Raw genomic sequence first — 24,163 nt, 5'->3', positions numbered from 1 at the left:
GACCAGCTCAATCGCGTCACGCTGAAACTCTTCCGTGTACTTCGATGGACGCCCCAACGGGGACACCCCTTCCTCTGGACCAACATCCAGTCTCAGGGTGTCCACATCTCAGGGGGAAGCCCAGTCCTCCTTGCGGTGCGGTCGGGGTCGGCCCCGGGCCACCAACTCGGCCGAGCGGGTTCTGTCCGTGTGTTGGGTGCCGATTGGCCCGGTGCTGACGGGCGCTCCGGCTACCTGTGCACCCCGTTCTGGCGACGACGACGCGCGAGGTGAGCAGACGACTGGCTGCTTGCGAGCCTGAGAGCGATATATGCCGGCACCACCGGCCACGATTCAGAGCATTCAGCCCTCCCAGTTCTGACATTCGAAAGCTCTACTTCGAGCGCTTGACGGCGCCGATCGAACTGATGGCACCGGCTGGGACAACACACAGGGCTCGTTATCGGACAACAACCCATTGGCTGTGCCGCCAGTGGCTTCTCTCGATCCGCTGTGGCAGGATCAGCACACCCGGTCGGCGGGAGTGTCGGCCAGCTCTGACAAACTGCCGACATTTCGAATGACAATTCTGATCACACAACTGGTCGGTGATGTGGATGCTGATTACGCCGGAGCAGGTGACCGAGTCACAGAAGGCGCTCGGCGCGCAGTTGACCGCGTGGCGGGCAGCCGCAGGGCTGACACAGGCCAGCCTGGCCGCGCGGATCCGCTACTCCCGAAGCACCGTCGCCAACCTCGAGATCGGCCGGAGCCAGTCACCCGCCAGTTTCTGGCAGCTCGCCGATCAGGCGCTCTCGGCAGACGGCGCGCTCATCGCGCAGCACCGGAAGGTCGCTGAGCTGCAGGCACGGTACCGAGCCCAGAGCGCCTTGGCCCGTGAACAGGCGCGGATGGCCCGGATCGCCGCTGCCCTGCCACCGATAGCCCGCGATGACGACGGTCCACTGTCGAGTTCGCGGCAGCCAGCGGTCGCTGCCGGCGCTGCGGATCCGCGCGCTCGCGCTCACCCTGCAACGCCGAGCAATGGTGTCCACGCGATCGTGGACACGATGCCCAACACTGCGGCACCGCTGTCGGCTGTTGCCGACATCGCCCTCACACCTGACGAGGAGCACCGTGACGGCGTCGCCACGGCTACCCTTGAGGTCATGTCCGACGGGCAGGCAATGTCATTCCGGGTGACCCGGCGGACACTGCTGGAACTCGCCGCCGGTCTCACCGCCCTGAAGGCTGCCGGCCCTGTTGGAGCGTCCCGCCCGACAGCCGTCGACCCCGCTGTCGTGGACCACTTCGCCGAACTCCGCGCCCTCCTGGTGCAGGCCGACGACAAGCTGGGCGGGCGCACCATCCTGGCGACCGTCGAGCAGCAGATCACGCAGATCGCCGCCCTCCGTCGACAGGCCCGGGGGCAGCTTCGCGACCGGCTTCTGAGCACCGAGGCCCGCTGGAGCGAGTTCGGCGGCTGGCTCAGCGACGACCTCGGCGACCGGGCAGCCGGGGACCGCTGGCTCGACCGCGCGTCCGGCATGGCCCAGGAGGCCGACGACCGGGAATTCAGCTCCTACGTGCTGGCACGCAGGGCGCAACGTATGGTCGGCACCGGTGACGACGACCGCATCGTCGGACTGGCCCGCGCCGCCTCCCGCCACCCCGACGTGCCCCCGCTCGTCCACGCCTTCGCCGCCGTGCAGGAAGCACACGGCAGCACCCTCGACAACGACACCGCCGGGTTCCAGACCGCAATGGAGCGCGCCCACACGCTCGTCGCGACCGACTCGGCCACCGACGACGAGCACGCACTCGGGTCCTTCTGCACACCGCCGTACCTGGCCGCCCAGGAGGGCGAGGGATGGCTCCGCCTCAACCAACCGCACCGGGCCATCACCAGCTTCACCACCGCCGTCAACCACTGGCCTGACCGCTATCGGCGGGAACGCGGCATGTACCTCTCCCGGACAGCACACGCCTACCTGGCCGCCGCCGAACCGGAGCAGGCCGCGACCACCGCCGACGAAGCGCTGACCCTCGCCACCACGACCGGCTCAGCACGCGTCCACCGGGACATTCTCGCCCTGACCCGGCAGCTCAAGCCCTTCTCTTACCACCAGCGGGTCCGGGAACTCCTCGACCGGGTCGCCGCCACCGGATGACCGACCACCAGCCCGACGGGACGTCCCCACCGCCACCGCAGGTGATCGTCGTCGGCCGCGCCAACATCGACATCACCGTCCGGATCCCCCGGCGACCACAGCCTGGCCGTACGACATTCGCCTCGGCACCCGCCACCACCACAGCCGGCGGTAAGAGCCTCAACCAGGCCAGGGCCGCTGCCGGCGCAGGTGCCCGGACCACCCTGGTCGCCAACGCCGGCACCGACGAATGGGGCACCTTCCTGCGACGCGCCCTCACCGACGCGGGCGTCGACGTGTCGCACTTCCAGCTCATACCGTCGGCGCCGACCGGCGTGGCGATCGTGGAAGTCACCCCCGACGCCGAGAACCACATCGTCCTCGCACTGTCTCCCGCGACAGAGCTCACCGCCGACCAGGTGCGCGACGCGCTACGGCGGCTGCACGCACCAACCGTGCTCACCCAACTCGACCTTCCACCCGATGCCGTCGACGCCGTTATCCAGCACCACCGGGCTGAGACACTTATCGGGAACCTCGTACCGCACGCCGCGCTCGGGTCAGCCGTGCTCGCCGCCCTCGACCTCTTCGTCTGCAACGAACACGAGGCCGCCGCGATCCTCGGCCGGCACCACGCCGATCCGACGATCGCGGCTCAGGAACTTTGTGGGCTGGGACCACGGGTAGCCGTGGTAACCGCAGGCGCTCGCGGTGCCGCCTACAGCACCGCCGAACACATCAAGCTGGTCCCCGCACCACACGTCCACGCCATCGACACCACCGGCGCAGGCGACCAGTTCCTCGGCACCCTCGCTGCCCGACTTGCCCAGAACACCCCGCTGGGGCATGCCGTCGCCGACGCGGTCTCCGCTGCGACGGCAGTGGTACGTGCTTAGCGGGGAGCCGTCGCCGCGCGCTGACGCGTTTGGTGCTGGCAGACACTGCGGGACCGTACCGCGATGGGCGGGTCCGGGCCGCTGACGCCAGCGGCCGATGACCTTCAGCGGCGCGAGAACGGCATGAGCGGATGTTCAGGTGAGGTCGTCGCCGCTGGCCACCGGGCAACCGAGTAGATCGCTGAGAACTGTCCGCTGATGCTCGGTCAACGGGTTGACAAAGACGGCCATGGCGACTGCGGCTGACCGGCAGGCGTCGGCGACTTCGTGGGCCTTGCCCGAGCTGAGCAGGGTTCGCCGAGAGAACGGCGACGTCATCCTGCTCGCGCCGCCGCGGGAGACGCCCCGCCGCTGGATCTGCCGGCCAACCACCCGTCCACCACGTGCTTCCACTGAAGCCGCCAGGAGGTCAAGTTTCGCGTCAACCCGCCTGTCCTTGGCGGAGAACAAGCCGACCAGCATCACGTCGGCGCCCGCCAGACGGATGCCTGGGCGCCCAGTTCGCCTTCCTGTCATACGCAACTCCGGACGAGGTATCTGGCGCTGTTCATACGTTTACAGTGGCAGGATCGTCCCGTGGGGGGTATCGATGATGAGCTTGGCCGCTTCGACTGGTCTCGGATCCAGACGTACCAGGGCTACGCCGAGATGGTGCCGCATGCCGTACGCGGGCTTGTAGCGGCCCCAGATAAGAAGGAAGCGGTACGGCTCGGTGAGTGGATCGAGCGCATTCTCCTGTCCGTGGCCGGTCCCTGTGAGGGCTGTACGCCAGTCGCCACCGTCCTGGTCGCGACGCTGCCCGAGATGACGTCGGCCGGGCGCAGCGTAGCCCTTGATCTCCTGTCACTCATAGGAACTGCCGAAATCACCGGACCAGCACACGAACAGATCGGCGCGGTCGACGTCGCCGAGATCCGGCAGGCTGTAGCGGGCGGCTTCCGGCACTACGTCGCGGTGCTCCAGACGGAATCCTCCTCGGAAGCCGACCTCTACTCCTGCATCGATCTCATGGACATCCTGGCGTTCGACGATCCCCGCCTGACGGCAGTCGCCACCGCAGCGCTCAAGGGGATCCGGACTGGCGGCCGCGACCCGGGCTTGGCTATGGCCATCGAGAACACGCTCGACGATCTGACCAATCCTTCGAGAAACTCCTGAAAGAGGCAAGCGGAACACTGTCATCGGCTACTCCGGAAGCTGGCGACCACCACCCTCACTCAGGATGACGATCCATTCGCGGCAGGTCCGGATGCCCACGCTCGGCGTCGCATACGACATGGCGACGGCACCGTTTGTGAGCCACGACAGCCGCGCCCCCTCACCGCCCGTGGCCCTCGGGCTCGTGCAGCCTCACATCCGGGATCTCAGTGCGTCGAACTCGCAGCCCGGCGAGGACGGGTCGAATCCGTGTTCGATCAGCCAGCGGGACGCCAGCAGGCTGCGCAGCGACCACCAGGCACGGATCATGTCCCGGTCGACCACGGTGCCGTAACCGGCGAGCAGATCGTCGAGCCGTTCCTCGTGTCCGAGGGTCAGGATGGCCAGGTCGAACAGCGCGTCGCCGGGTGCCGCCTCGGACCAGTCGATGACGCCGGTGACCTCGTCGCCGTCGGTGAAGATGTGGGTGATCTGCAGGTCGCCGTGCATGAAGACCGGCGTCCATGGCCGGATCGCGGCCTCGGCTATCTCGCGGTTGCGGTCGACCAGGTCGGCCGGCAGGACGCCGCTGTCGACGAGCCAGGCGCATTCGCGCTGGAGTTCCGCGTCCAGCCCGACGAGCTTCTTGCCGGCCCACGGCGGTGGTGGCGCGTCGTGCAGTTTCCGGATCGCAGCGCCTGCCGCAGCCCATGCCGCCGGTGACGCGGGCGACGGCTCGCCGAGCCGGCCGAGCGCTTGGCCGGGGACGGCGGCGATCGCGAGGACGGGCGGCCTGCGCCACAGGACCTCGGGGGTCGGTACGGGCGCCAGCCGCATCGCCTCGACTTCGACATCGATGCGCGCCTGATCGCTGTCGACCTTCAGGAACACGTCGCCGACGCGCAGGGTCGCGCGCTCGCGATGGGCGACGACGACCGAGACCTCCTCCACGCCGGCCATTATCGCGGGCTGATCATCAACCCCGCTGTGGGTTACTACGTGCGAGTCGAATGCGGTATGGCGTACAGGCAAGCGACCTGACCAACTCGCGCATTTCGGCATAATCAGACGCTCGGTGGAGGCCGTCGTAGTCGGTATGACGGCGGGGCGCGAGCTACCCCGGGGTGAGCGCTCCGTGCTCCTCTAGCGGCGACGCCGAAGGTGGGCATACAGACGGCAGGTCGTTGATCTTCGATGATGTGCGCGACGTGTGCTCGCCAGCAGATGCCAGCCCGGGTCAACCGGTACGAACGCGGGTGACCACAGCCGCTTGTGGTCGCAAACGGGGGTTCGTGTGCTCGAGCTGTGGTCCTGGGCTGGGCGAACGCAGGTCCGGGTGCTGCGGGGGAACGTGGGCCACTCCCTGCCACCCCAGGTGAACCCGCAGGTCGCTAGACTAGGCCGTCGCGCCCTCGTAGCTCAGGGGATAGAGCATCGGTTTCCTAAACCGTGTGTCGCAGGTTCGAATCCTGCCGGGGGCACCTCCAAGATCAGCACGCCGACATCCTTCGGTCACCCTGTGGCCCCAGCCCTGCGGCGCAGTCGCTGCTCTATCCGGGGCTGGGGACAGCATGGCGGTCGGCCCGCCGGACGATGTCCAGGAGCATGAGCAGCACCAGAGCCATCATGATGAACACCGCGAGGTAGAAGCCCCAGGCCACGTTCACCTCCCTGGCGGAGAGATGGTCACGCACGATGTCGCCGAGCCGGACCCCACCCGCGATCTCGTCCGCCGGGACGAAGCCGTACCCGCCCGGCGCGTCCACTGACGGGATCGCCAACCAGGAGACGGTCGCCACGAGCAGACCCGTCGTCCCGGTGAGCAGAAACAGCCAGCGCAGCCGTACCGACAGCGTCGGCCACCTGTTGGCGTAGACGCCACAGGTCACGTAACCGACCGCCGCGACGACGCCGAGGAGCACGGCCAGCGACCAGGCCGATGAGCTGTGCCACGCCGTGGCTGTGTTGACGTGGTGGGTCTGCTGTCCGCTGCCGTACCGGCTGACCGTCCAGCTCAACCGGTACCAGGGGAGGAAGCTGTCGGCCAGCAGCAGCACGCCGAGCGCCGCGATGGACCGCTTCAACCACGGTGAGCGGAGACGGCCGTGAAGGTTGTGCCGGATACCGGGTCGCATGGACGAATGTTGGCCTGTCGCGACGTTCCCCGTTGTCCGGGGTGCAGATCCGGCTACGGCTGTCCGGGCCGACAGGCGGGGGGCGACGAGGTCGGACGTCGTCTGGCGGTGCCGGATAGGGTGCTGTCGTGCTGACACTGCCGTGCGGGCATCCGGCGGATGCGGCCACCAGCCGGGTCTGCTCCCACCTGGTCGGCGTGCCGGAGGACCGGGAGGTGGCGTGCTTCCGCCTGCTGACCGGGCGCGGGCTGGCGTTCGACCTGGTCTGCCGGGAGTGCGGCGAGGCCGGTGGGTCGCCCGCGCTGGTCGTGGTGTGCGAGGGGTGCGTCGACCGGCTCGTCGAGGACGGGGAACTGCTCGGCTGGCGCGGCGAGCCGGAGATCCTGCAACGGCCGGAACCGCTCGATGCGACGGTGTCGGACTGGCCGCTGCCGGTGTCACTGGGGCAGGTGATCGATCTCGCCCCGGTCGACGACGCCGACGGCTCCCGCTGGCTGGTGCTCACCGCCGACGGCACGATCGTCGCGCTCGACCCGGACGACGACCGGGCCACCGTGCTGGCCACCGTCGAGTTGGTCGACGAGCCGGGGCAGCAGCCGTGGCTGGACCGTCGGCTACGACGCCGGCTGCACGTCTCCGGCTGTGGCCGCTTCGCCGCCGTGGTCAACGACTTCGGCCGGTACGGACGGGTGGTGGATCTCGGCCGGGGCGGTGTGGTGACGCTCGCCCTCGACGGCGGGGACTACCACGCGAACACGGTGCCGTTCGCGCTGGCCTTCGCCCGGGTCGACGGCCGACCGGTGGTGGTGCACCGCACCCGGTGGAACCGGCTCGACGTCAGCGACCCGGCCACCGGCGAACTGCTGACCGCACGTGAGCCGGAGACGACATCGGAGGGGGAGCGGCCGGCGCACCATCTCGACTACTTCCACGGCCGGTTGCTCTGCTCCCCGGGCGGTCGGGTCCTCGCCGACGACGGCTGGGTCTGGCATCCGGTCGGGGTGCCCTCGGTGTGGGCGTTACGCCCGTGGTTGGACGGCAACGTGTGGGAGTCCGAGGACGGGCCGACCCGCCGGACGCTGTGCCAGCGCGACTACTTCTGGAACGGGCCGCTCTGTTTCGTCGGTGACACGCTGCTGGCCGTCGGAGGGCTCGGCGACGACGACGAGACGATGCTGCCCGGCGTACGCCTGTTCGACGTGGCCTCGGGCCGCGAGCTGACCACCTTCGCCGGGCCCGCCGGGGCCTGGTTCTCCGACGGCCGGCGGCTCTACTCGGCGCACCCCGACGGCCTGCACGTCTGGGACCCGCTGACCGGGCACCGTACCGCGACGGTGCCCGGCTTCGTGCCGACCTGCCGGCACCGGGGCACCGGGGAACTCGCGGCGGTCACCGACGGGGTGTTGCGCCGGTGCCGGCCGGCGTGAGCGGGCCACCGCACGCGCGGCACCGACCCACCACCGGGCTTGCCCGCCGGGGCAGGGTGGACTGCCCCTAAGACGGTCGGTGGCCGCGTACCGTGCCGGCCGGGTTCGGGGCAGGGTGGCCGGGTCGACTGTCGCCGATCCGAAAAGAGCGGTCATGACCTGGGAAGACAACTACTGGGAAGATGCCACGCAGAGCCCGGACTACTTCCAGCTTGTCGAGTTCGCCACCGTCCTCGACGCCGACTACGGCACCCGGATGTTCGGCAGGTGGATCGAGCAGATGCACCCGGACCGCCACGACCTGATCCGCAGCCTGGAGTACCTGCTGGTCACCTACCGGCACGGCGACGACGCGCGGGCGACGCTCGACACGTTCGAGCGTCAACTGCCCCGGCCGTGGGACGACTGGGCGATGACCACGGCGCTGACGGAGACCGCCCAACGGTTCCCGGACGTGCCTGTCGAACTCCGCAACGATGACGACTTCACCGCGCTGGCCGCGTTGCTGCTCGACGACGAGCAACTGTTCGCGTTCTGGCGGGAGGAGGTGCAGCAGGCCGCCGTCCAGGCGCTGTCCGTGCCCGAGGTGATGCCCGCCTTCGTCGCCTCCTGCCAGGCCCTCGCCGAGGAGGCGCTCCGGTACCAGGGCAGGGGCAAGGAGGAGGAGAGCGACGAGGAGAGCGAGGAGAGCTACGACTACTCCGGGTACGACCGGGCGTTCGGTCACATCGCGTCCGACGACGACCTGGTGGCGCCCCCCGCCCCGGCGAAGTCGGTCCGGTTCGCGGAACCGCTGGTGGAGGGCGAGGACGCGCCGGAGTGGCAGCACAACGAGTTCAAGATCGGGGTGGCCTTCACCCTGAACCCGGAGGCCAACTCGAACCTGCCCGGCCACTACTCCTGGGCGCAGACCCAGGCCCTGGTCAGCCCGTGGGGGGTGGACGTGGACGAACTCGCCACCATGATCGGTACGGCGATGAACCGGATGCCCCGCATGTACCGGGACGATCGGCTGACCATCCACGTCTTCCCGCAGCACATCTTCATCACGGTGACCATCGACTCGGCCCTCAACGCGCACAACACCGGGATCATCGCCACCCTCACCGACGACGGGGCGTACGCGCACTACGTGCAGTTCAAGGACCTGGTGATGTTCTACACCGACGAGAGCGACATGGACACCCCGATCTACAACGTGCTCAAGACGTTCGGGGACCCGTGGGCCGGTGGCACGGCCGAGAGCTACGTGGTGCGCCACGGCCGGGGCCGCAAGGCGTACTTCACCGTCGACCCGGTGCGGACCAGCCACGAGCAGAGCGTGGCGGCGGTCGTCCGGCGTTGTTCCGGCGGGCTGGACGTCCGGGTGCTGACGGCCCGCCCGCAGTAGGGTGACAGCCGGCCGGGGCACCGGGTCGGTGCCCGAACGGGCAGCCGGGACTGCCCGCAGGATTTCCCGCGCGGTCGCGGTCGACCCGGTCGGGCCGCGTTCACTGTCCACCATGGCAGCGTCAGCGTCCCGTTCCCTGCGCGCCGCGTCGGCGTTCGCTGTGGTGGCACTCCTGGTGGCCGGCGTACCGCCGGCCGCGTACGCCGAGTTCTTCACGGCACCGCGACCGGCCGGTGGGCCGGCGTTGCGGATCAGCGTGGGCGACGGCGTCGCCCCCCTGGTCGGCGAACCGGCCGGGACGACCCTCGGGCTGACCCCGGGTGGCTCGGCGGTGGTCACCCGCACGGTGACCACCGCGACCATCCCGCCCCGGCCCGACGTGGTGCTGCTCGCCGACACGACAGGCAGCATGCAGGCGGCGCTGAACGACGTCCGGGTCAACGCGAAGCGGATCGTCGACGACATCAGCGGCGTCCAGCCCGACGCCCGGTTCGCGGTCGCCGAGTTCCGGGACGAGGGCGACGAGTTCGTCTTCCGGCTCAACCGGGATCTGACCGCCGTGCCGTCCGAGGTGCAGGATGCGGTGAACGTCTGGACCGCCGACGGCGGTGGCGACGACCCGGAGGCCGGGCTGAACGCCCTGTACTCCGTGGCCACCGGAGCGGTGAGCCTGCGGACGGAGAGCAGCCCGATCGTGGTGATCTTCGGGGACGCGCCGTCGCACGACCCGAGCGTCGGCCACGACCTCGCCGGCACCATCGGGGCGTTGACCGACCGGGGTGTCCGGGTGGTGGCCGTGGACGTCGGCAACCCGGGCAGCTACTCCCTCGACCAGACCGGACAGTTCACCGAGATCACCAGGCGGACCGGGGGCGTGCTGCTCAACGCCGCCGGCCCGTCCGAGGTCTCCAACGCCATCCTGGCCGGCGTCCGCGCCATCCAGAGCACCGTCGCCGCCCACGTCACCGACTGCGACCCGCAACTCACGGCGTCGGTCACCCCGGCCGAGCAGACCGTCGACAGCGGCGGCGCCGTCGACCTCACCGTCTCCGTCGCGGTCGACCCCGCGGCCCGCAACGGGGAGTACGCCTGCCGGCTCGACGTCTCCGTCGACGGCATCGTGCAGGGCGAGCCGGAACGGCTGACCGTGACCGTCAGCGGCGCGGCACCTGACGTACCCGTGCTGCACTCCGACGCCGCCACGCTCGACCTCGGCGAGGCCCCGCTCGGGGTGCCCTCGGCGGCCCGGACGGTGACCCTCACCAACACCGGCGACTACCCGCTGACCGTGGCCGCCGCCCTCGCCGAACAACCCCTCCCGGCGGTCTTCGCGGTCACCGGCTCCACCTGCGCCGGGGTGCTGGCCGTCGCCCGGTCCTGCACGATGGCCCTCACCGCCACCCCCCGGGCGATCGGCGCGGCCACGTCGGTGCTCAGCCTCGCCAGCGCCACCGACACCGGTGGGGTCGCCGCCCAGTCGCTGGCCCTGAGCGTCTCGGGCCGCAGCCCGACGTTGCAGTTCAACCCGGGCGTCGGCCGTCCCGGCCAGGTGGTCACCGCGCTCGGCCAGGGCTTCCCGGCGGGTGCCGAGGTGCTGGTCGGCTGGGTCGACGGCACCGGCACGGTGCCGGCGGTCGCCGACGCGTCCGGCCGGTTCGCGGTGCCGATGGTGGTCTTCGGGGAGGGGCTCGCCGGCCCCCGGGCCGCGCTCGCCTCGGTGCCGGCGGTGGGCCAGGTGACCAGCGGTACGTTCCTGGTGCAGTCGGCGACCGCCCAGCCGGGGCCCTTCACCCGCCGCCGCTGACCGGCCCGCCCGCATGACCGGCCCGGACCCGGGCCATGGCCGGAACGCACCGGGTCCATGGGTGGGCGCACCGGGACCCGGGCGACCCCCCGGTGGGGGTCGCCCGGGGCATGCGGCCCGGCTCAGCCGACCAGCACCTGACCGGTGGCGATGATGCTGCCGGCCGGCAGCGGCGCGGGATCGTTGCAGGTGTTGACCTTGTCGCCGTGCCGGGCCGCCGGCTTGCCGTTGATCAGCACCAGCGGGCTGCCGGCGATGATCGTGCCCTGGTTGTTCGGTGGCGTCTGGAACGGCCCACCGGTCGGCACGTGCGGCGGGGCGTTCACCGCGACGCTACCGACGACGGCGGCCGGCTTGCCCTCGATCAGCACGTCGGTGCTGCACCCGTTGGCGATCGTCCCGGCGAAGGGCATCGGAGTGGGTGTCGGCACCGGCCCGGTCGGTGAGGGCACCATGATGATGTGCGTGTCGGTGCCGACCACCTTGTCACCGAGCTTCGCCGCAGGCACGCCCACGATGACAACCTCCCCTGAAACGACGGGACCGGATCAGATCAGCCCCTCGCGGATGGCGTGCGCGACCGCCTGGGTGCGGTTGCGGACACCGAGCTGGGTGGTGATCTCGTGCACGATGTTCTTGATGCTGCGTTCCGAGTAGGACAGTTCCCGGGCGATCGTCGCGATGTCCGCCCCGGCGGCGATCATCCGGAGCACGGCGAGCTGACGTGGGGACAGCGGCAGGATGGTCAACCCCCGGGGCGCCAACACCTGCCGCTGCGCCCGACCGACCCGGGTCAGCAGCGAGCTGAGCAGGTCGGTGGGGAGTCGCGCCTCGCCCCGGGCGGCGGCCCGGACCACCTCGCGCAGCAGGGTGGCGGTGCTCTCCGAACGGCGTACCAGGTTGAGGCCGCCCGCCTCGATCGCCTGGAGGCCGGCGGTGTCGTCGAGCTGCCCCACCACCAGCACCGGCCGGGGGGCCGGCCGGCCGGTCAGGGCGTCGAGCTGGGCCAGCAGCCATCCGTCCACCGTGTCGGCGACGATCACCAGGATGTCCGGGTCGTCGTCGGGGCCGGCCACCACGACCGGCCGCGCCCCTGCGGGTTCCTCCGCCCCGACGGTACCGAGCTGGGCGGTCACCCCGGCCTGGGAGATCGGGTCGCGGGAGCGGACCGCCGCGCGGACCGGCGCGGGGTGGGCCCTGCCCGCCGGGTGGTCGCCGTCGGCAGGATGGTCGACGTCGGCAGGATGGTCGACGTCGGCCGGGTCGTCGGTGCCCGCCGGGTGGGCGGTGTCGACCCGGCCGGCGGGGCGGGGGCCGGGGGCCTGCGGGTCGCTCATCGGCTGGGGGAGGGGCTCGGGGTGGGCGCGACCGGGACGAGCTGACCGGCGAAGTAGGCGGCCGGGGTGCACGCCGTGGTGCCCGGGTTCGCACACTTCACCGCGACGGTCACCGGCTGACCGGCGGAGAACCGCAGCGGCTGGACGAAGTGGTAGTCCAGATCCCGGAAGTTGTTCAGGCCGGTCTCCAGCAGCACCGTGTCGCCCCGCCGCACCTGGAGCAGGCCGGCGTCGCCGTGCGGGTTCTGCAACACGATGTCGGTCACCCAGAGCACCTTCTTCTCGGCCGGCCGGTAGGTGGAAAGCGTGAACTCGTTGGTGGTGGTCGGCGACGCGCTGGTCGCCACCCGGAAGTCGGCGGCGGTCTCCGGGTCGGCGTTGTCAAGCGTCCCGCCCTGGGCACCCGGCCCGTTGCCGTTGCCCTTTCCGGTTTCGGTCGTCGGGCTCGGGGCCGCGCTCGGCTTGGGGCTGACGCCGGCCGCGACGATGGCCACCTTCTCGGCCTGCTCGGCGGTCTCCGCCGCCTCGCTGGCCTGGGTCTTCACCTCGGCCACCTCCTGGGACAACTCCTTGGTCTCCACCTGGGCGGCCTCCTTGGCGGTGGACTGCACGGTGGGCTTGAGCACCGCGAACCACAGCCCCACCAGGGCCACCGCCACCGCCGCGGCCACCAGCACCACCCGGGGCGACCAGGCCGGCAGGACGGACCGCTGCACCAGCAGGCCGTCGCTGGTGATCGGCTCGGCGTCGGGACGGGTCACCGCCACCTGGAACGGCAGGTTGCGGTCCGGGCCGAGCAGGAACCGCTTGCGGGGACGTACCCGCAGCTTCACGAACGTGGCCGTGCCCGGCCGCAGCACCGGCGCGGCCGGCAGCACCCGGAACGTCAGCAACCGGTCCGGGTCGGCGGGCAGCACCTCGACCGTGGTCTCCACGTTGCCGGTGTTGTCGATCACCAGCTGGTGCCGGGCGGCGCGTCGTGCCTGCGAGGTACGCGGCACCAGCTCCGTCGCCAGCTCCACGAAGGGCTGCACGGTGACCGTGCCCTCCTCGACCACCGAACCCTCGGGGTCCTCCCGCCCCCGCACCCGTACCCCGAAGTCGACGCTGCCGGCCGGCACGGTCGCCGCACGCGGCGGCGTGAACGTCACCCGCGCCTCCTGCTCGGTGCCGGGCAGCAGGTTCATCGTCGCCGGCTCGACCTCGGCCCACGGTGCGGCGTCGCCGACCACGTCCAGGGTGAACTGGTCGACGACGGCGGCGGTGTTACGCACCCGGACGGTGCAGCCGACCGTGCCACCGGCGGCGACGGTGAGGTCGGTCTCGACAAGTCCCACAGCGACACTCATGCCGGCAGTCTCGCCGCGCGGGCGGGGCCGGCAGAACCACGAACGAGGAACACCAAGGGGCAGCCGTGGCTACCTGAACGGGCAGCGGAACGCCTGATCGGGCACCGGGACGTCACCGGGGCTCGCTGATCCCGCCCCGGGGCCGGCGGCCTGGCTGCCCGAGCCCCGGGCCGGCGGGCCGGCCGCCGCCGCTGTTGACGCTGACCTCGCGCGGGGGCGGCGCCAGGTCGGTCTGCGTCTCCGGCACGAACGGCACGAGCAGTTGCAGGTGCAACCCGGTCCGGGCGGTCCCGCCGTACCCCACCCAGGCGGAACCGGCGTCCCCCTCGCGCCGGGGCGCGCTGCGCACCACCACCGGCTGACCGGCGCGGGCCACCGCGCCGGTCAGGAACCCGGACGGCAGGGCGGTGCAGCTCGCGCAGCCCACCAGCAGGTCACCCAGCAGCCGGTGCTCCCGCTCGGTGTCGGCCGCCCAGGCGGTCAACAGGTAGTTGAACCGGTACCGGCGGCCCGGCGGTCGACGCCCGACGAGCTGGCCGTCGGCGTCGCGCAGCTCGTCCCAGGTCGCCGAGACGCCTGCCGAGTCCTCCTCGACGTCCAGCAGGAACGCCGAGACCAGGTCACCGTCGGCGCGCTGCGCGCACCGGTCCGGCGGGTCGAAGACGACAGGCACGTCCGCCGGCAGGTAGTGGCCCAACCAGGCCCGGACCGACAGGTCGACATCCCAGATCATCCGTCCACCCTGCCGGCTGCCCGGACGGGAGCGCGGCCGGCGACCGGGCAGGCCGTCGGGGCGGATCGGTTGCCCTTGGGGGCAGTGGTGGCTACCCCGGCGGCGTCCCGGCGGGCAGCCCTGACGGCCGGTCGACGTTGGCAGGCTCGGTCACATCACACCGTCGTACAGGAGGTTCGATGCCGACGTATCTGTCGCCGGGCGTCTACGTGGAGGAGGTTTCCTCCGGGTCGAGGCCGATCGAGGCGGTCGGGACGGCCGTCGCCGCGTTCGTCGGCTTCGCCGAGAAGGGGCCGGTCGACGAGCCCACGCTGATCACGAACTGGACGCAGTACACCCGCACCTTCGGTGGTTTCGTGGCGGGTAGTTTCCTGCCGCTGTCGGTCTACGGCTACTTCCTCAACGGGGGCGGCTCCGCGTACGTGGTCCGGGTGGGCGGTGGTGCCGGAGCGGACTCCGCCGCCGACGAAGCCGCCGGTGAGTCGTACGCGGCTGCGGCCGTACCGGCGGCCGGCGACAACGGCCGGCTCTCCTTCACCGTCCGGGCGGCGCTGCCCGGCCCGGCCGGCCAGGACCTCTCGGTCGAGGTCGCCGACGCCTCCGAGGGCGGCGACGACGCGTTCAAGCTCGTCGTCAAGCAGGCCGGCAAGCCGGTCGAGACGCTGGACAACCTGACCACCAAGCGGGGCGCGGGCAACGTGGTCACCGCCGTCCGTCAGCAGTCCAAGCTGATCCAGATCGAGGAGGCGAAGGGCGCGACCCTCGCCCCGCCCCGACGCGGCGCCGAGATCACCCTCGCCGCGCCCGCGCTGCCGGCCACCACGACCGGCACCGGCGACCTGCGGGTACGCGCCGAGGACTACGTGGGCGACGTCAGCGACCGGACCGGCTTCGCCGGGCTGGAGGCGATCGAGGACATCACCATGCTCTGCGTCCCCGACCTGGCCGCCGCCCACCAGCGGGGGGCCATCGACGACGAGGCGTTCAAGGCCGTCCAGTTGGCGATGATCGCGCACTGCGAGCTGATGGGTGACCGGGTGGCCATCCTCGACCCGCCGCCCGGCCTGCACCCGCAGCGCCTCAAGGAGTGGCGGATGGACGTCGCCGGCTACGACTCCAAGTACGCGACCCTCTACTGGCCGTGGGTCAAGGTGATGGACCCGGCGCAGGGCCGGGCGGTCTTCATGCCGCCCAGCGGGCACGTCGCCGGGGTGTGGGCCCGTAACGACGACACCCGGGGCGTGCACAAGGCACCGGCCAACGAGATCATCCGGGGTGCGCTCGCCCTGGAGAGCGGGCTCACCAAGGGCGAACACGACCAGCTCAACCCGATCGGGGTCAACTGCATCCGGGCCTTCCCCGGGCAGGGCATCCGGATCTGGGGGGCGCGCACCCTGTCCAGCGACGCCGAGTGGCGTTACCTCAACGTCCGGCGGCTGTTCAACTGGATCGAGAAGTCGATCCTGCTCGGCACCAACTGGGTGGTCTTCGAGCCCAACGACCCCCGCCTCTGGGACGCGGTGCGCCGGGTCATCACGATGTTCCTGCGCCGGGTCTGGCGCAGCGGCGCGCTGATGGGCGACACCTGGTCCGAGGCGTTCTTCGTCAAGTGCGACGCCGAGAACAACCCGCCGGAGAACCTCGACGCCGGCATCCTCACCGTCGACATCGGCATCGCCCCGGTCAAGCCGGCCGAGTTCGTGGTGTTCCGACTCTCCCAGCTCTCCCAGGGCTCCGGCGACTGACCGGCCCCGGCGGCGAGCACCCGACCTGAGCGACGACGAGACCAGGAGAAACGAGCATGGCCGGTCAGGGTACCCAGGACCCGAAGCAGAACACCCAGATCATCAGTGCCGCCGTCTTCCGGCTGGAGGTGCCGGGCATGTCGGCGATCAACTTCGCCGAACTGGTCGGGATCAGCAGCGAGGTGGAGAACGCGGAGTACATGGCCGCCGGCACCACCGGGCCGATCTTCTCCCGGCACTTCGGTCGGACCAAGCCGCCGACGGTCACCCTCAAGCGGGGCCTCGACCTCAACGGCGACCTGTGGCTGTGGCACCAGAAGGTGCGCAACATGATGTACGACGCCTACCGGGACTGCGCGTTGAAGCTCTACGGCCCCGGTGACGACCTCAACGGTGACGCCCGGTTGACGTACATGATGACCAACGCCTGGCCGTCGCGGGTGGAGGTCAGCGGGGTCAAGGCCGGGGCCACCGACATCGTCTACCAGACGGTCACCCTGATGTGTGACGACCTGTTCGACTTCAATGCGCGGATCTAGCCTCGCCGAGCCCGCCGCCGGACCGGCGGCGGGCCTGCGGACCGAGTACCCGTTCGTGCTGCCGCGCGGGCTGGTCGACGACCGGGGCGGGGTGCACCGCGAGGGCACCATGCGGCTGGCCACCGCCCGCGACGAGATCACCCCCCAGGGCGATCCCCGGGTACGCCAGAACCCGGCGTTCCTCGCCGTGCTGCTGCTCGCCCGGACGGTCACCCGCATCGGTGGGGTGCAGGCCGTGGACGTCGACGTGATCCAGCACCTCTTCGCCTCCGACCTGGCCTTCCTCCAGGACCTCTACCGGCGGATCAACCAGCAGGGGCACACCGGGGCCGAGGTGGCCTGCCCCGGCTGCGGGGGGCGCTTCGCGGTGGACCTGGCCGGCGGTCGACCGGGCGACGCCTGACCCACCCGGCAGCTCGACGCCGCACACCCGTACCGGAACCCGAAGGAGGTGGGCATGTCCTGGTCGTTACGCCCCGGACAGCCGTTCTGGCCGCGTCGTCGCCGGCCGGTCGGGGCACCGCCGCCGGTTCCGGTCGCGCCATCCGTTCCGGTCGCCGCGCCGGTGCCCACCGACGGGTACCCGGTCCTCCGGGGTCTGCCGTTGCTGACCGTGACGCCCGCCTCGGCGATGGTGACCATCCCGCCGCCGGGGACGGCCACGGACGGCCCGGCACTGCCCCCGACCGCCGCTGCGCCGGCGCTCGTCGGCCCGGCCCCGGGAGCCTTCGCGCCGTCCGTCGGGCCGGTCGCGGTCACCGACCCGACCCCGGTCCGGTACGACACCGACCCGCCCCACCGCCCGCCGACCGCTCCGCCCGGATGGACGCCTACCGCTCCCGCCGGATGGACGCCCACCGGTTCGGTCCGGCCGGTGGTGACCGGGCCGGATGACCCGTGGCCGGTCGGTCCGGTGGCGTACCGGGTACCGCCGAGCGGGGACGACGTGTCGCGGTTTCCCCGGGCGGGCGGCCACCTTCCGGGCGTCCCGCAGTCGGCGACCGGGACGTCGTCGCCAAACGATCCGACCTGGTGGGGTGGCCCGCCGCCGGGGGCGGTCGAGCTCACCCCAGCGCACGTCGGGCCCCGGGCACCGGAGCCGACCGCGTTCCCGGCCCCGACCGACACCTACGGCCCGACCGGGGTGCAGGGTCCGGCACCGAACCACGGGCTGACGTCCGACCACGGTCCTACTCCCGGCCCGGGCCCGGCCATCGATCATGGCCTGACCCCCGGCCACGGTTCGCCCCCCGGCCTCCACCTGGCTCCCGGGCCGGGCCCTGCCCCCGGCCACGGCCCGACTTCCGGCCACGGCCCGACTTCCGGCCACGGGCCGGCGCTGGTGCGGGGGGTGCTTCCGGGGTCGGCCGGGGACGGCGGCCCGGCGCTGGGCGCGGCTCCGAACGTCGCCGGTGCTCCCGACCAGGGCCCGACCGTGGAGCGTGGCCCGATCGGGGCGGCGGGCGGGCCCCGGGGAGAGGGCGCGGCTCCGACGGGTGGACCGTGGGAGCCGCAGGGACGAACGTCCACCGGGCGACCCGACGGTGCCGGGGCGGATGCCGCAACGGCCCGGACCGCAGCGCAGTTCGCCGCCGCCGGCCTGCCCACCGCACAGGTCTGGCCACCACCGGGATTCGAGGTCGCCTACCTGGCGGCGGAGGCCACCCGGGCCGCCGAGGAGGCCCGGGCGTCGGGCGGCGGCGGGCGTACCCGGTCGGCGCAGCCGGACACCGGCACCGGTCGGGGCGCGGTCGCCATGGCGGCGGGTCACGACGGTCGGAACGCTCCGGAGGGGACCCCGCCGTCGGCCGTCGAGGTGCGTCCCGTCGAGGTGGCCTTCGCCGGACGCCGGGGTCGCGCCACCCGGCCGGCGACCGCCCGACCGGGCCCGGAGCCGACGTCCCCGGCCGACCAGGGACCGGATGGCACCACCGCCGCTGCCATGCGACAGCTCACCGGGGCCGCCGGCCCGGAAGCCGGGTCCGCCGCCCAGGACCAGGTCGGCCCGGGTAGCCGGGTCGGCCCGCAGGATGCCACCGGCGGCGACCGGGGTGTCCCCGCCGACAGTCGGCGGGACGGCCCGACGCCCGTCGGGCCGTCCCGGCCGGTGGACGACCGCCCGCAGGCGACCGGGCCGACGGACCACCGGTCCGACGGGGCCGTGGCCGGATCGGCCCCCGGACAGCTGACTCAGCCGGCCGGGTGGACCCCGGGCGGCGTGACCTCGCCGGCCACGGATGCCACGGCACCGACCCTGGTCGCGGACCTCGTCGGGCAGCCGACCCCGGAGAGTCGGCCGGTCACGGACCGCGTCGACCGACCGACCCCGGAGAGCCGACCAGGCCCGGCGGGACCCGGCAGCACGGACGACCTGCCGGGTTCGGCGGCGCGGGGCGACAGCGGAGACGACCTGCCGGGTTCGGCGGCGTGGGTGGACGACCTGCCGGGTTCGGCGGCGTGGGTGGACGATCTGCCGGGTTCGGCGGGGAGCCGCGACACCGGGGACGACCTGCCGGGTCCGGCGGCGGGGCGCGACACGTACCGCCCCGGGCCGGTGCCCCCGCCGTCGTCCTTCTTCCTCACCCGTCGTCCGGAGCAGCCGCCGCCGGCCGGGCCGCCGTCGGGAGTGGACCGGGAGCACGGCCGGGCCGGTCAGGGAGCGCCGGGCCGGGGACACGCGGAAGTGGCCCCGCACCCGCCCGTACCGTCGGCGGAGCAGACCGGGTGGGTCGACCGGCCGCAGCCGCGGACGACGGCCGTGCCCACCGACGCGCACGTCCCGGCGTACCCGGTGGGGGGTGTGACCGCCGCGCCGGTGGTGGCGGACGGACGGCCCGGCCCGACACCGGCCACGCTGGAGGGGACCGTGCCGGCGGCGCACCGGGCGGCCCCGCCGACCGCGCCGGTGGGCGTCGGCGAGCTGCCGGAGCAGGTGCCGGCCGCGCTGGTGGACGGCTTCCGGCAACAGTACGGCGTGGATGTCGCGGCGGTGCCGGTGTGGCGGGGCGCGGCGGCCACCGAGGTGGTGCAGCAGGCCGGTGCGCGGGCGGCGACCCGGGGCGGTGAGGTGCTGCTGCCGGCCTCGGCGGGGCCACTGGACGCGCCGCCGGCCCGCGCGCTGCTCGCCCACGAGTTGGCCCACGTGGTGCAGCAGCGGGCGTTCGGGGCGGCTCCGCCGGCCGAGTCGACAGGTGCGGGTCGGGACCTGGAGGCGCGGGCGCTCGCCGCCGAGCACGCCTTCGGCGGCGGGCCGGGCGTGGGCGGTCCGCTGCCACCCGTCGCGCCACCGGCCGGCGGGGGTGCCGCACCGACACCCCCGGGCACCGTCGGCACCTGGGGGACCACCCCCGGCGGCGGGCTGACCTGGCAGGCGAACCCCGGTGCGGGCGGCGTACCCCCGGCCCCGCCGACCGGTCCGCCGGCCGCCGCCCACCCGCTCCAGCGGGCGTCGATGGACACCCCGGCGGCCACCCTCGACGACCTGCGGGCGCTGGTACGTGGCGAACTCGACCAGCAGCAGGACCAGGCCGCCGACCCGCCGGCCGGGCCACCGCCGGACGCCCTGCGGGCCGAGGTGGCAGCCGCGACGGCGGCACCCGCGATCGACCGCAGCGCGGGCCGGATCGCCGAGGTACGCGACGCGGTGGAGCGGCTACGGGCGGAGCTGCGCACGGTGGCCGACCGGGGGCGGGCCACGGCGGCCCGGCTGGACCGGGACGCCGAACTGGTGCCGGACCGGTCGCCGGGCCGGCCGGTCGACCTGGAGAACCCCGACGACCTGGAGGAACTGGCCGGCCGGCTCTACGGACGGTTACGCGGACGGCTGCGGCAGGAACTGCTGGTCGACCGGGAACGCAGCGGACGGCTGACCCAGTTCCGCTGAGCACGGCAGGCGGCACGACGCACGGCAGGCGGCACGACGCACGGCAGGTGGCACGACCGCACGGATGCGGGCCAGGACGAGGCGACGAGGAGGGCGAAACGATGGCAGGCGGTCTTTCCACCGCGGCCCGCTTGATGGGCGGCTTCTTCGAGGTCACCGGCGTCAACCACAGGTACCTCGTGGTCATCGACGACGAGCGGTACAACCTCGGCTCCTGGTCCCGGGTCTCCGGGCTGGGGGTGACCTGGCAGGTCTGCGAGTACCGGGCCGGGGACAGCAACGACGTCTTCACGTACGTGGGGGAGCCGACCTACAGCCGGATCCGGCTCAGCCGGGCGGTCTGCTTCGACTCGCAGGTCGTCCAGGAGTGGCTCTGCCAGCAGGCCAACCGGTACCGCCCGCTCAGCGGCACGATCCAACTCGTCGACAGCGTCGGCCTGAAGATCGTCGGCTGGGACCTGAAGCACTTCTTCCCGGTCGGCTGGTCGGTGTCGGAACTCGACCCGAGCCACAGCGGGGTGGCGGTCGAGACCCTGGAACTGGCGCACACCGGCTTCCTGCACGACGACGTGAAGTTCTCGCTCTGATGGCCGCGATCTCCGCAGGTCAGCTCGGCGGGATGCTGGGCGACCCGAGCCAGACCGCGCAGGGGCTCGCCGCAGGCGGCCTGCTCCAGATGTTCCGCGACGGGCCGGGGGTCAAGCGGACCCTCAAGCTCGGCCTGGCGATGCGGTTCCAGGTGACCATCGGTGACGTCCAGATCGGGCTGTGGCGTTCCTGCCGGGGCCTGCGGGCCGACTTCCGGCCCGAGGTGGTCCGGGTGACCGGCGACTACGTCGGCCAGTACCACCTGCCCGGCGAGGTCAGCTACGCCCCGGTCGTGCTGGAACGGGCGGTGCACCGGGAGAGTTCGGCGCAACTGCAACAGTGGCTGGTCGGGGTGCTGCGCTCGTGGCAGGACGGCACCGGCGACGACACCCGGACCACCGCCCGGATCACCCTGCTCGACGCCGACGGCGAACCGGTCACCAGTTGGCTGCTCTACGGCGTACGGCCGTCGTCGTGGACGGGCCCGGACCTCTCCTCGGACAGCAACCAGGTCGCGGTGGAACGGCTGGAGCTGGTGCACGAGGGGTTCTTCCCCGACCTACAGGCCAAGGCGGAGACGGCCACCCTGTCGTCGCCGACGCTCGGCCGGGTCGCGTTCTCCTACAACCCGGCCAAGATGGGCATCACCCGTTCCTCCCGGGCCTCCCAGCTCGTCGGCCGGGGCCGGGGCGTGGAACTCACCTCGGACACCGCCCTGCGGGTGATGGCCGGCGAGGTGCTGCTGGTCGGTGCCGGGGTGGCCCAGGACGTGCAGAAACTGATCGCGTTCTCCGGCCCGCCGAGCGTCGACGAACAGAGCCGCAGCGCGTCCAGCATCGAGCTGCCCCGGTTGACGTTCACCTGGGGAAAGCTGTCGATGGCGGTCAACCTGAGCACGCTGAACGTCAACCTGACCCGGTTCGACGGGGAGGGGCAGCCGGTGCGGGCCCAGGCCACCCTGGACCTGATCGTCATCGAGGGGGAGATCTTCCCCAAGCGCGGCGGCCCGGTGCCGACCCGGTCGGTGCGGACCGACCCGGCGCAGTGGCGGCAGCGGGCGCTGGCCAGCGGCCTGGACGACCCGATGCGGGCGCAGGCCAGGGGCGCGTCCGTCGGGGCGCGGCGGTAGTGGGGGCGCGACGATGACCGCGATCGACCGGCACGGCCTGCTCTGGGGTACGGCAACCCTGCGCCCCCGGGTCACCGTCGGCACCGCCGGCCGGGCGCTGCCGGCCGCCGCCGCCGACCAACTGGTACGGGTGGTGGTGGACACCCAGGCCGCCCTGCCGGACATGTTCGAGCTGACCTTCGCCGACCTGGACGGCAGCGTGCTGCGTACGGCCGGGCTGGAGCTGGGCACCGCCGTGCAGGTCTTCGGGCCGACCGGGGACGGCTCGGCCGAGCACCGGCTGATCAGCGGCGAGGTGACCGCCGTGGAGGGGCACTTCGTGGACGTCAGCGCGCACGTGGTGGTGCGCGGCTACACCCACGACCACCGGCTGCACCGGGTACGGCGGACCCGTACCTTCCTCAACCAGTCGGACGCCGACGTCGCCCGGCAGGTGGCGACCGCCGCGAAACTGACTGTCGGCACGATCGATGCCACCACCGGGCGGCTGGCCCACCTGTCCCAGGTGGCCCAGACCGACTGGGAGTTCCTCAGCGCCCGGGCCCGGGAGATCGGCTACGAGATCGGCGCCGACGGGGACCGGTTCCACTTCCGGCGGGCGGCCACCGCCCGGCGGGCCGGCAGCCCGGTGCCGTTGACCTTCCGGGGCAACCTGCGCCGCTTCCTGCCCCGGGTCAGCGCCGGCAACCTCGCCCCCGAGGTCGAGGTGCGGGCCTGGGACCCGGTCGCCGCGACGGTCGTGGCGAGCCGTACCGCGACCACCGCCGACGGGGTGAGCCTGGCCGGCCGGACGCCGACCGCCGCCGCCGACACCTTCGTCCCCCGGGGTGCGCCGGCACCACCCCGGGCCGGCAACAGCGCGGTAGGTGACGTCGGCCCGGCCCCCGGACCCCGCGCGCACGTCCTGGTCGGCCGGGGGCTGCCCGTGCCCGGCCGGGCCGACGGCGCGGTCACCCAGGCCGCGAAGGGGCTCGCCGCCAGCGTCGGTGGCGGGTTCGCCGAGGCGGAGGGGGAGGCGCTGGGCGACGCCCGGTTGGTCGCCGGCAAGGCCGTCAAGGTCGACGGGGTGCCCGCACCCTTCGCCGGCACCTGGACGCTCAGCGCCGCCCGGCACGTCTTCGACGAGACCGAGGAGGGCTACCGCACCGAGTTCACCGTCGGCGGTGCCGAGGACCGTTCGTTGCTCGGGCTGACGAACGTCGGCGGGACCGGCGGGGGCGGTGATCCGGCCCGGATCGACGGGGTGGTCTGCGGGGTGGTCAGCAACGTCAAGGACCCGCAGAACCTGGGCCGGGTCACCCTGGCGCTGCCCTGGCTGTCGCCCGACCACGAAACCGACTGGGCACCGGTCGGGCAGCTCTTCGCCGGCCCCACAGGTGGCGCGTTCTTCGTGCCGGAGCCGGGTGACCAGGTGCTCGTCGCCTTCGAGTTCGGCGACGTCCGCCGCCCGTACGTGCTCGGCAGCCTGCCCAGCCGGCACACCGGCTACGGCCTGGACGGCGGCCAGTCGTCGTCGACGAAGCCGGGGGCGAGCGGGGTGAAGTCGGTGGGGCAGACCAGTTCGGTGATCCGGCGCGGCCTGCTGTCGCCGTCGGGCAGCCGGTTGGTCTTCCACGACGAGGTGCCGCCCGGTGGCAAGGGGCAGCCGACCGCCGCCGACGTGGTCCTCGGTACCAAGGGTGACAAGTTGTCGCTGGCGATGGACCAGGTGGCCGGCACGGTGACCCTGCGCTGCGCCCCCGACAAACCCGGCAAGTTGCTGATCGAGTGCACCGGACAGACCGCCGTCGAGATCAAGGCGGGGCCGAGCGGCAGCCTCACCCTCGACGGCGGCACCAGCCTGAAGCTCAAGGGCAAGACGGTCGACATCAGCGGTACGCAGGTCAACATCAGCGGCACCGCGTCGACCGCCATCAAGGGCAAACCCATCCAGCTCAACTGA

General features: G+C 72.6%; 20 protein-coding genes and 1 tRNA gene. 14 read left to right on the top strand and 7 right to left on the bottom strand.

All coding sequences use genetic code 11. The features are described 5' to 3' along the window. Positions 1-590 precede the first annotated feature (590 nt). Both JQN84_RS30720 and JQN84_RS30715 read left to right on the top strand, forming a co-directional pair. Positions 591-2,150, top strand: a complete 1,560-nt coding sequence (locus tag JQN84_RS30720) for a helix-turn-helix domain-containing protein (RefSeq protein WP_239486516.1) — start codon at positions 591-593, stop codon at positions 2,148-2,150. Continuing rightward, positions 2,147-3,025 carry a PfkB family carbohydrate kinase gene (locus tag JQN84_RS30715; protein ID WP_204962083.1) on the top strand — a complete coding sequence of 293 codons (879 nt, stop codon included), beginning with the start codon at positions 2,147-2,149 and terminating at the stop codon, positions 3,023-3,025. Before JQN84_RS30720 ends, JQN84_RS30715 begins: the two co-directional genes overlap by 4 nt. Before the next feature lie 135 nt (positions 3,026-3,160). On the opposite strand, the gene JQN84_RS30710 is transcribed toward JQN84_RS30715, so the two are convergent. Next, positions 3,161-3,490, bottom strand: coding sequence for an HflX-like GTP-binding protein (locus tag JQN84_RS30710; protein ID WP_204962082.1), 330 nt, complete (start codon positions 3,488-3,490; stop codon positions 3,161-3,163). Between the two features lie 111 nt (positions 3,491-3,601). Between JQN84_RS30710 and JQN84_RS30705 the strand changes: the two genes are divergently transcribed. Next, positions 3,602-4,183 carry a hypothetical protein gene (locus JQN84_RS30705; RefSeq protein ID WP_204962081.1) on the top strand — a complete coding sequence of 194 codons (582 nt, stop codon included), beginning with the start codon at positions 3,602-3,604 and terminating at the stop codon, positions 4,181-4,183. A 192-nt stretch (positions 4,184-4,375) separates the two neighbouring features. Here the strand turns inward: JQN84_RS30705 and JQN84_RS30700 are convergent, their stop codons facing one another. Beyond that, positions 4,376-5,122, bottom strand: a complete 747-nt coding sequence (locus tag JQN84_RS30700; RefSeq protein WP_204962080.1) for a phosphotransferase family protein — start codon at positions 5,120-5,122, stop codon at positions 4,376-4,378. Positions 5,123-5,570: 448 nt separating this feature from the next. On the opposite strand from JQN84_RS30700, the gene JQN84_RS30695 reads away from it, so the two are divergent. Further along, a tRNA-Arg gene (locus JQN84_RS30695) sits at positions 5,571-5,643 on the top strand. 69 nt (positions 5,644-5,712) lie between these two features. Here the strand turns inward: JQN84_RS30695 and JQN84_RS30690 are convergent. Then, entirely contained in the window at positions 5,713-6,246 is a 534-nt protein-coding gene (locus JQN84_RS30690) for a hypothetical protein (protein ID WP_204962079.1), read from the bottom strand. A 179-nt stretch (positions 6,247-6,425) separates the two neighbouring features. Between JQN84_RS30690 and JQN84_RS30685 the strand changes: the two genes are divergently transcribed. From JQN84_RS30685 to JQN84_RS30675, 3 genes are all read left to right on the top strand, one after another. Next, positions 6,426-7,724, top strand: a complete 1,299-nt coding sequence (locus JQN84_RS30685; protein ID WP_204962078.1) for a hypothetical protein — start codon at positions 6,426-6,428, stop codon at positions 7,722-7,724. 154 nt (positions 7,725-7,878) lie between these two features. Continuing rightward, positions 7,879-9,114: a hypothetical protein gene (locus JQN84_RS30680; RefSeq protein ID WP_204962077.1), complete on the top strand. Its 1,236-nt coding sequence runs from the start codon at positions 7,879-7,881 to the stop codon at positions 9,112-9,114. Between the two features lie 112 nt (positions 9,115-9,226). Further along, on the top strand, positions 9,227-10,918 hold the full coding sequence (locus JQN84_RS30675; RefSeq protein WP_204962076.1) for a choice-of-anchor D domain-containing protein: 1,692 nt from the start codon (positions 9,227-9,229) through the stop codon (positions 10,916-10,918). A gap of 122 nt (positions 10,919-11,040) precedes the next feature. Here the strand turns inward: JQN84_RS30675 and JQN84_RS30670 are convergent, their stop codons facing one another. From JQN84_RS30670 to JQN84_RS30655, 4 genes are all read right to left on the bottom strand, one after another. Further along, on the bottom strand, positions 11,041-11,433 hold the full coding sequence (locus tag JQN84_RS30670) for a PAAR domain-containing protein (protein WP_204962075.1): 393 nt from the start codon (positions 11,431-11,433) through the stop codon (positions 11,041-11,043). A gap of 33 nt (positions 11,434-11,466) precedes the next feature. Next, the gene (locus tag JQN84_RS30665; protein ID WP_204962074.1) at positions 11,467-12,255 is read right to left on the bottom strand and encodes a helix-turn-helix transcriptional regulator; all 789 of its coding nucleotides are present in this window, start codon (positions 12,253-12,255) and stop codon (positions 11,467-11,469) included. Continuing rightward, positions 12,252-13,604, bottom strand: a complete 1,353-nt coding sequence (locus JQN84_RS30660) for a COG1470 family protein (RefSeq protein ID WP_204962073.1) — start codon at positions 13,602-13,604, stop codon at positions 12,252-12,254. Before JQN84_RS30660 ends, JQN84_RS30665 begins: the two co-directional genes overlap by 4 nt. A 112-nt stretch (positions 13,605-13,716) precedes the next feature. Continuing rightward, positions 13,717-14,337: a Pvc16 family protein gene (locus tag JQN84_RS30655; RefSeq protein WP_204962072.1), complete on the bottom strand. Its 621-nt coding sequence runs from the start codon at positions 14,335-14,337 to the stop codon at positions 13,717-13,719. A gap of 179 nt (positions 14,338-14,516) precedes the next feature. On the opposite strand from JQN84_RS30655, the gene JQN84_RS30650 reads away from it, so the two are divergent. The 7 genes from JQN84_RS30650 to JQN84_RS30620 all read left to right on the top strand — a co-directional run bounded on the left by JQN84_RS30650 (position 14,517) and on the right by JQN84_RS30620 (position 24,163). After that, positions 14,517-16,082, top strand: coding sequence for a phage tail sheath family protein (locus JQN84_RS30650; RefSeq protein ID WP_204962071.1), 1,566 nt, complete (start codon positions 14,517-14,519; stop codon positions 16,080-16,082). A 56-nt stretch (positions 16,083-16,138) separates the two neighbouring features. Next, on the top strand, positions 16,139-16,621 hold the full coding sequence (locus tag JQN84_RS30645) for a phage tail protein (protein WP_088643766.1): 483 nt from the start codon (positions 16,139-16,141) through the stop codon (positions 16,619-16,621). Beyond that, positions 16,608-17,024, top strand: coding sequence for a hypothetical protein (locus JQN84_RS30640; protein WP_204962070.1), 417 nt, complete (start codon positions 16,608-16,610; stop codon positions 17,022-17,024). Before JQN84_RS30645 ends, JQN84_RS30640 begins: the two co-directional genes overlap by 14 nt. Before the next feature lie 948 nt (positions 17,025-17,972). Further along, the gene (locus JQN84_RS30635) at positions 17,973-20,504 is read left to right on the top strand and encodes an eCIS core domain-containing protein (protein WP_204962069.1); all 2,532 of its coding nucleotides are present in this window, start codon (positions 17,973-17,975) and stop codon (positions 20,502-20,504) included. Positions 20,505-20,605: 101 nt separating this feature from the next. After that, on the top strand, positions 20,606-21,091 hold the full coding sequence (locus JQN84_RS30630; RefSeq protein WP_088643770.1) for a phage tail protein: 486 nt from the start codon (positions 20,606-20,608) through the stop codon (positions 21,089-21,091). Continuing rightward, a complete protein-coding gene (locus JQN84_RS30625) occupies positions 21,091-22,221 on the top strand; it encodes a phage tail protein (protein ID WP_204962068.1) in 1,131 nt (376 codons plus the stop codon). The genes JQN84_RS30630 and JQN84_RS30625 overlap by 1 nt, the downstream gene beginning before the upstream one ends. Before the next feature lie 13 nt (positions 22,222-22,234). Then, positions 22,235-24,163, top strand: coding sequence for a phage baseplate assembly protein V (locus JQN84_RS30620; protein ID WP_204962067.1), 1,929 nt, complete (start codon positions 22,235-22,237; stop codon positions 24,161-24,163).

Origin of the sequence: Micromonospora humidisoli, from assembly GCF_016900955.1 — a bacterium.
Taxonomy (GTDB): Bacteria; Actinomycetota; Actinomycetes; order Mycobacteriales; family Micromonosporaceae; genus Micromonospora; species Micromonospora wenchangensis.
The sequence above is the reverse complement of the archived record's forward strand: the minus strand, read 5'-3'. Positions and strand labels throughout refer to the sequence as shown.

Excerpts from the sequence above, each read along its gene's own strand:
- JQN84_RS30720 (WP_239486516.1), top strand. The coding sequence starts at position 591 with ATGTGGATGCTGATTACGCCGGAGCAGGTGACCGAGTCACAGAAGGCG.
- JQN84_RS30715 (WP_204962083.1), top strand. The coding sequence starts at position 2,147 with ATGACCGACCACCAGCCCGACGGGACGTCCCCACCGCCACCGCAGGTG.
- JQN84_RS30700 (WP_204962080.1), bottom strand. The coding sequence starts at position 5,122 with ATGGCCGGCGTGGAGGAGGTCTCGGTCGTCGTCGCCCATCGCGAGCGC.
- JQN84_RS30680 (WP_204962077.1), top strand. The coding sequence starts at position 7,879 with ATGACCTGGGAAGACAACTACTGGGAAGATGCCACGCAGAGCCCGGAC.
- JQN84_RS30675 (WP_204962076.1), top strand. The coding sequence starts at position 9,227 with ATGGCAGCGTCAGCGTCCCGTTCCCTGCGCGCCGCGTCGGCGTTCGCT.
- JQN84_RS30665 (WP_204962074.1), bottom strand. The coding sequence starts at position 12,255 with ATGAGCGACCCGCAGGCCCCCGGCCCCCGCCCCGCCGGCCGGGTCGAC.
- JQN84_RS30660 (WP_204962073.1), bottom strand. The coding sequence starts at position 13,604 with ATGAGTGTCGCTGTGGGACTTGTCGAGACCGACCTCACCGTCGCCGCC.
- JQN84_RS30655 (WP_204962072.1), bottom strand. The coding sequence starts at position 14,337 with ATGATCTGGGATGTCGACCTGTCGGTCCGGGCCTGGTTGGGCCACTAC.
- JQN84_RS30650 (WP_204962071.1), top strand. The coding sequence starts at position 14,517 with ATGCCGACGTATCTGTCGCCGGGCGTCTACGTGGAGGAGGTTTCCTCC.
- JQN84_RS30645 (WP_088643766.1), top strand. The coding sequence starts at position 16,139 with ATGGCCGGTCAGGGTACCCAGGACCCGAAGCAGAACACCCAGATCATC.
- JQN84_RS30640 (WP_204962070.1), top strand. The coding sequence starts at position 16,608 with ATGCGCGGATCTAGCCTCGCCGAGCCCGCCGCCGGACCGGCGGCGGGC.
- JQN84_RS30630 (WP_088643770.1), top strand. The coding sequence starts at position 20,606 with ATGGCAGGCGGTCTTTCCACCGCGGCCCGCTTGATGGGCGGCTTCTTC.
- JQN84_RS30625 (WP_204962068.1), top strand. The coding sequence starts at position 21,091 with ATGGCCGCGATCTCCGCAGGTCAGCTCGGCGGGATGCTGGGCGACCCG.
- JQN84_RS30620 (WP_204962067.1), top strand. The coding sequence starts at position 22,235 with ATGACCGCGATCGACCGGCACGGCCTGCTCTGGGGTACGGCAACCCTG.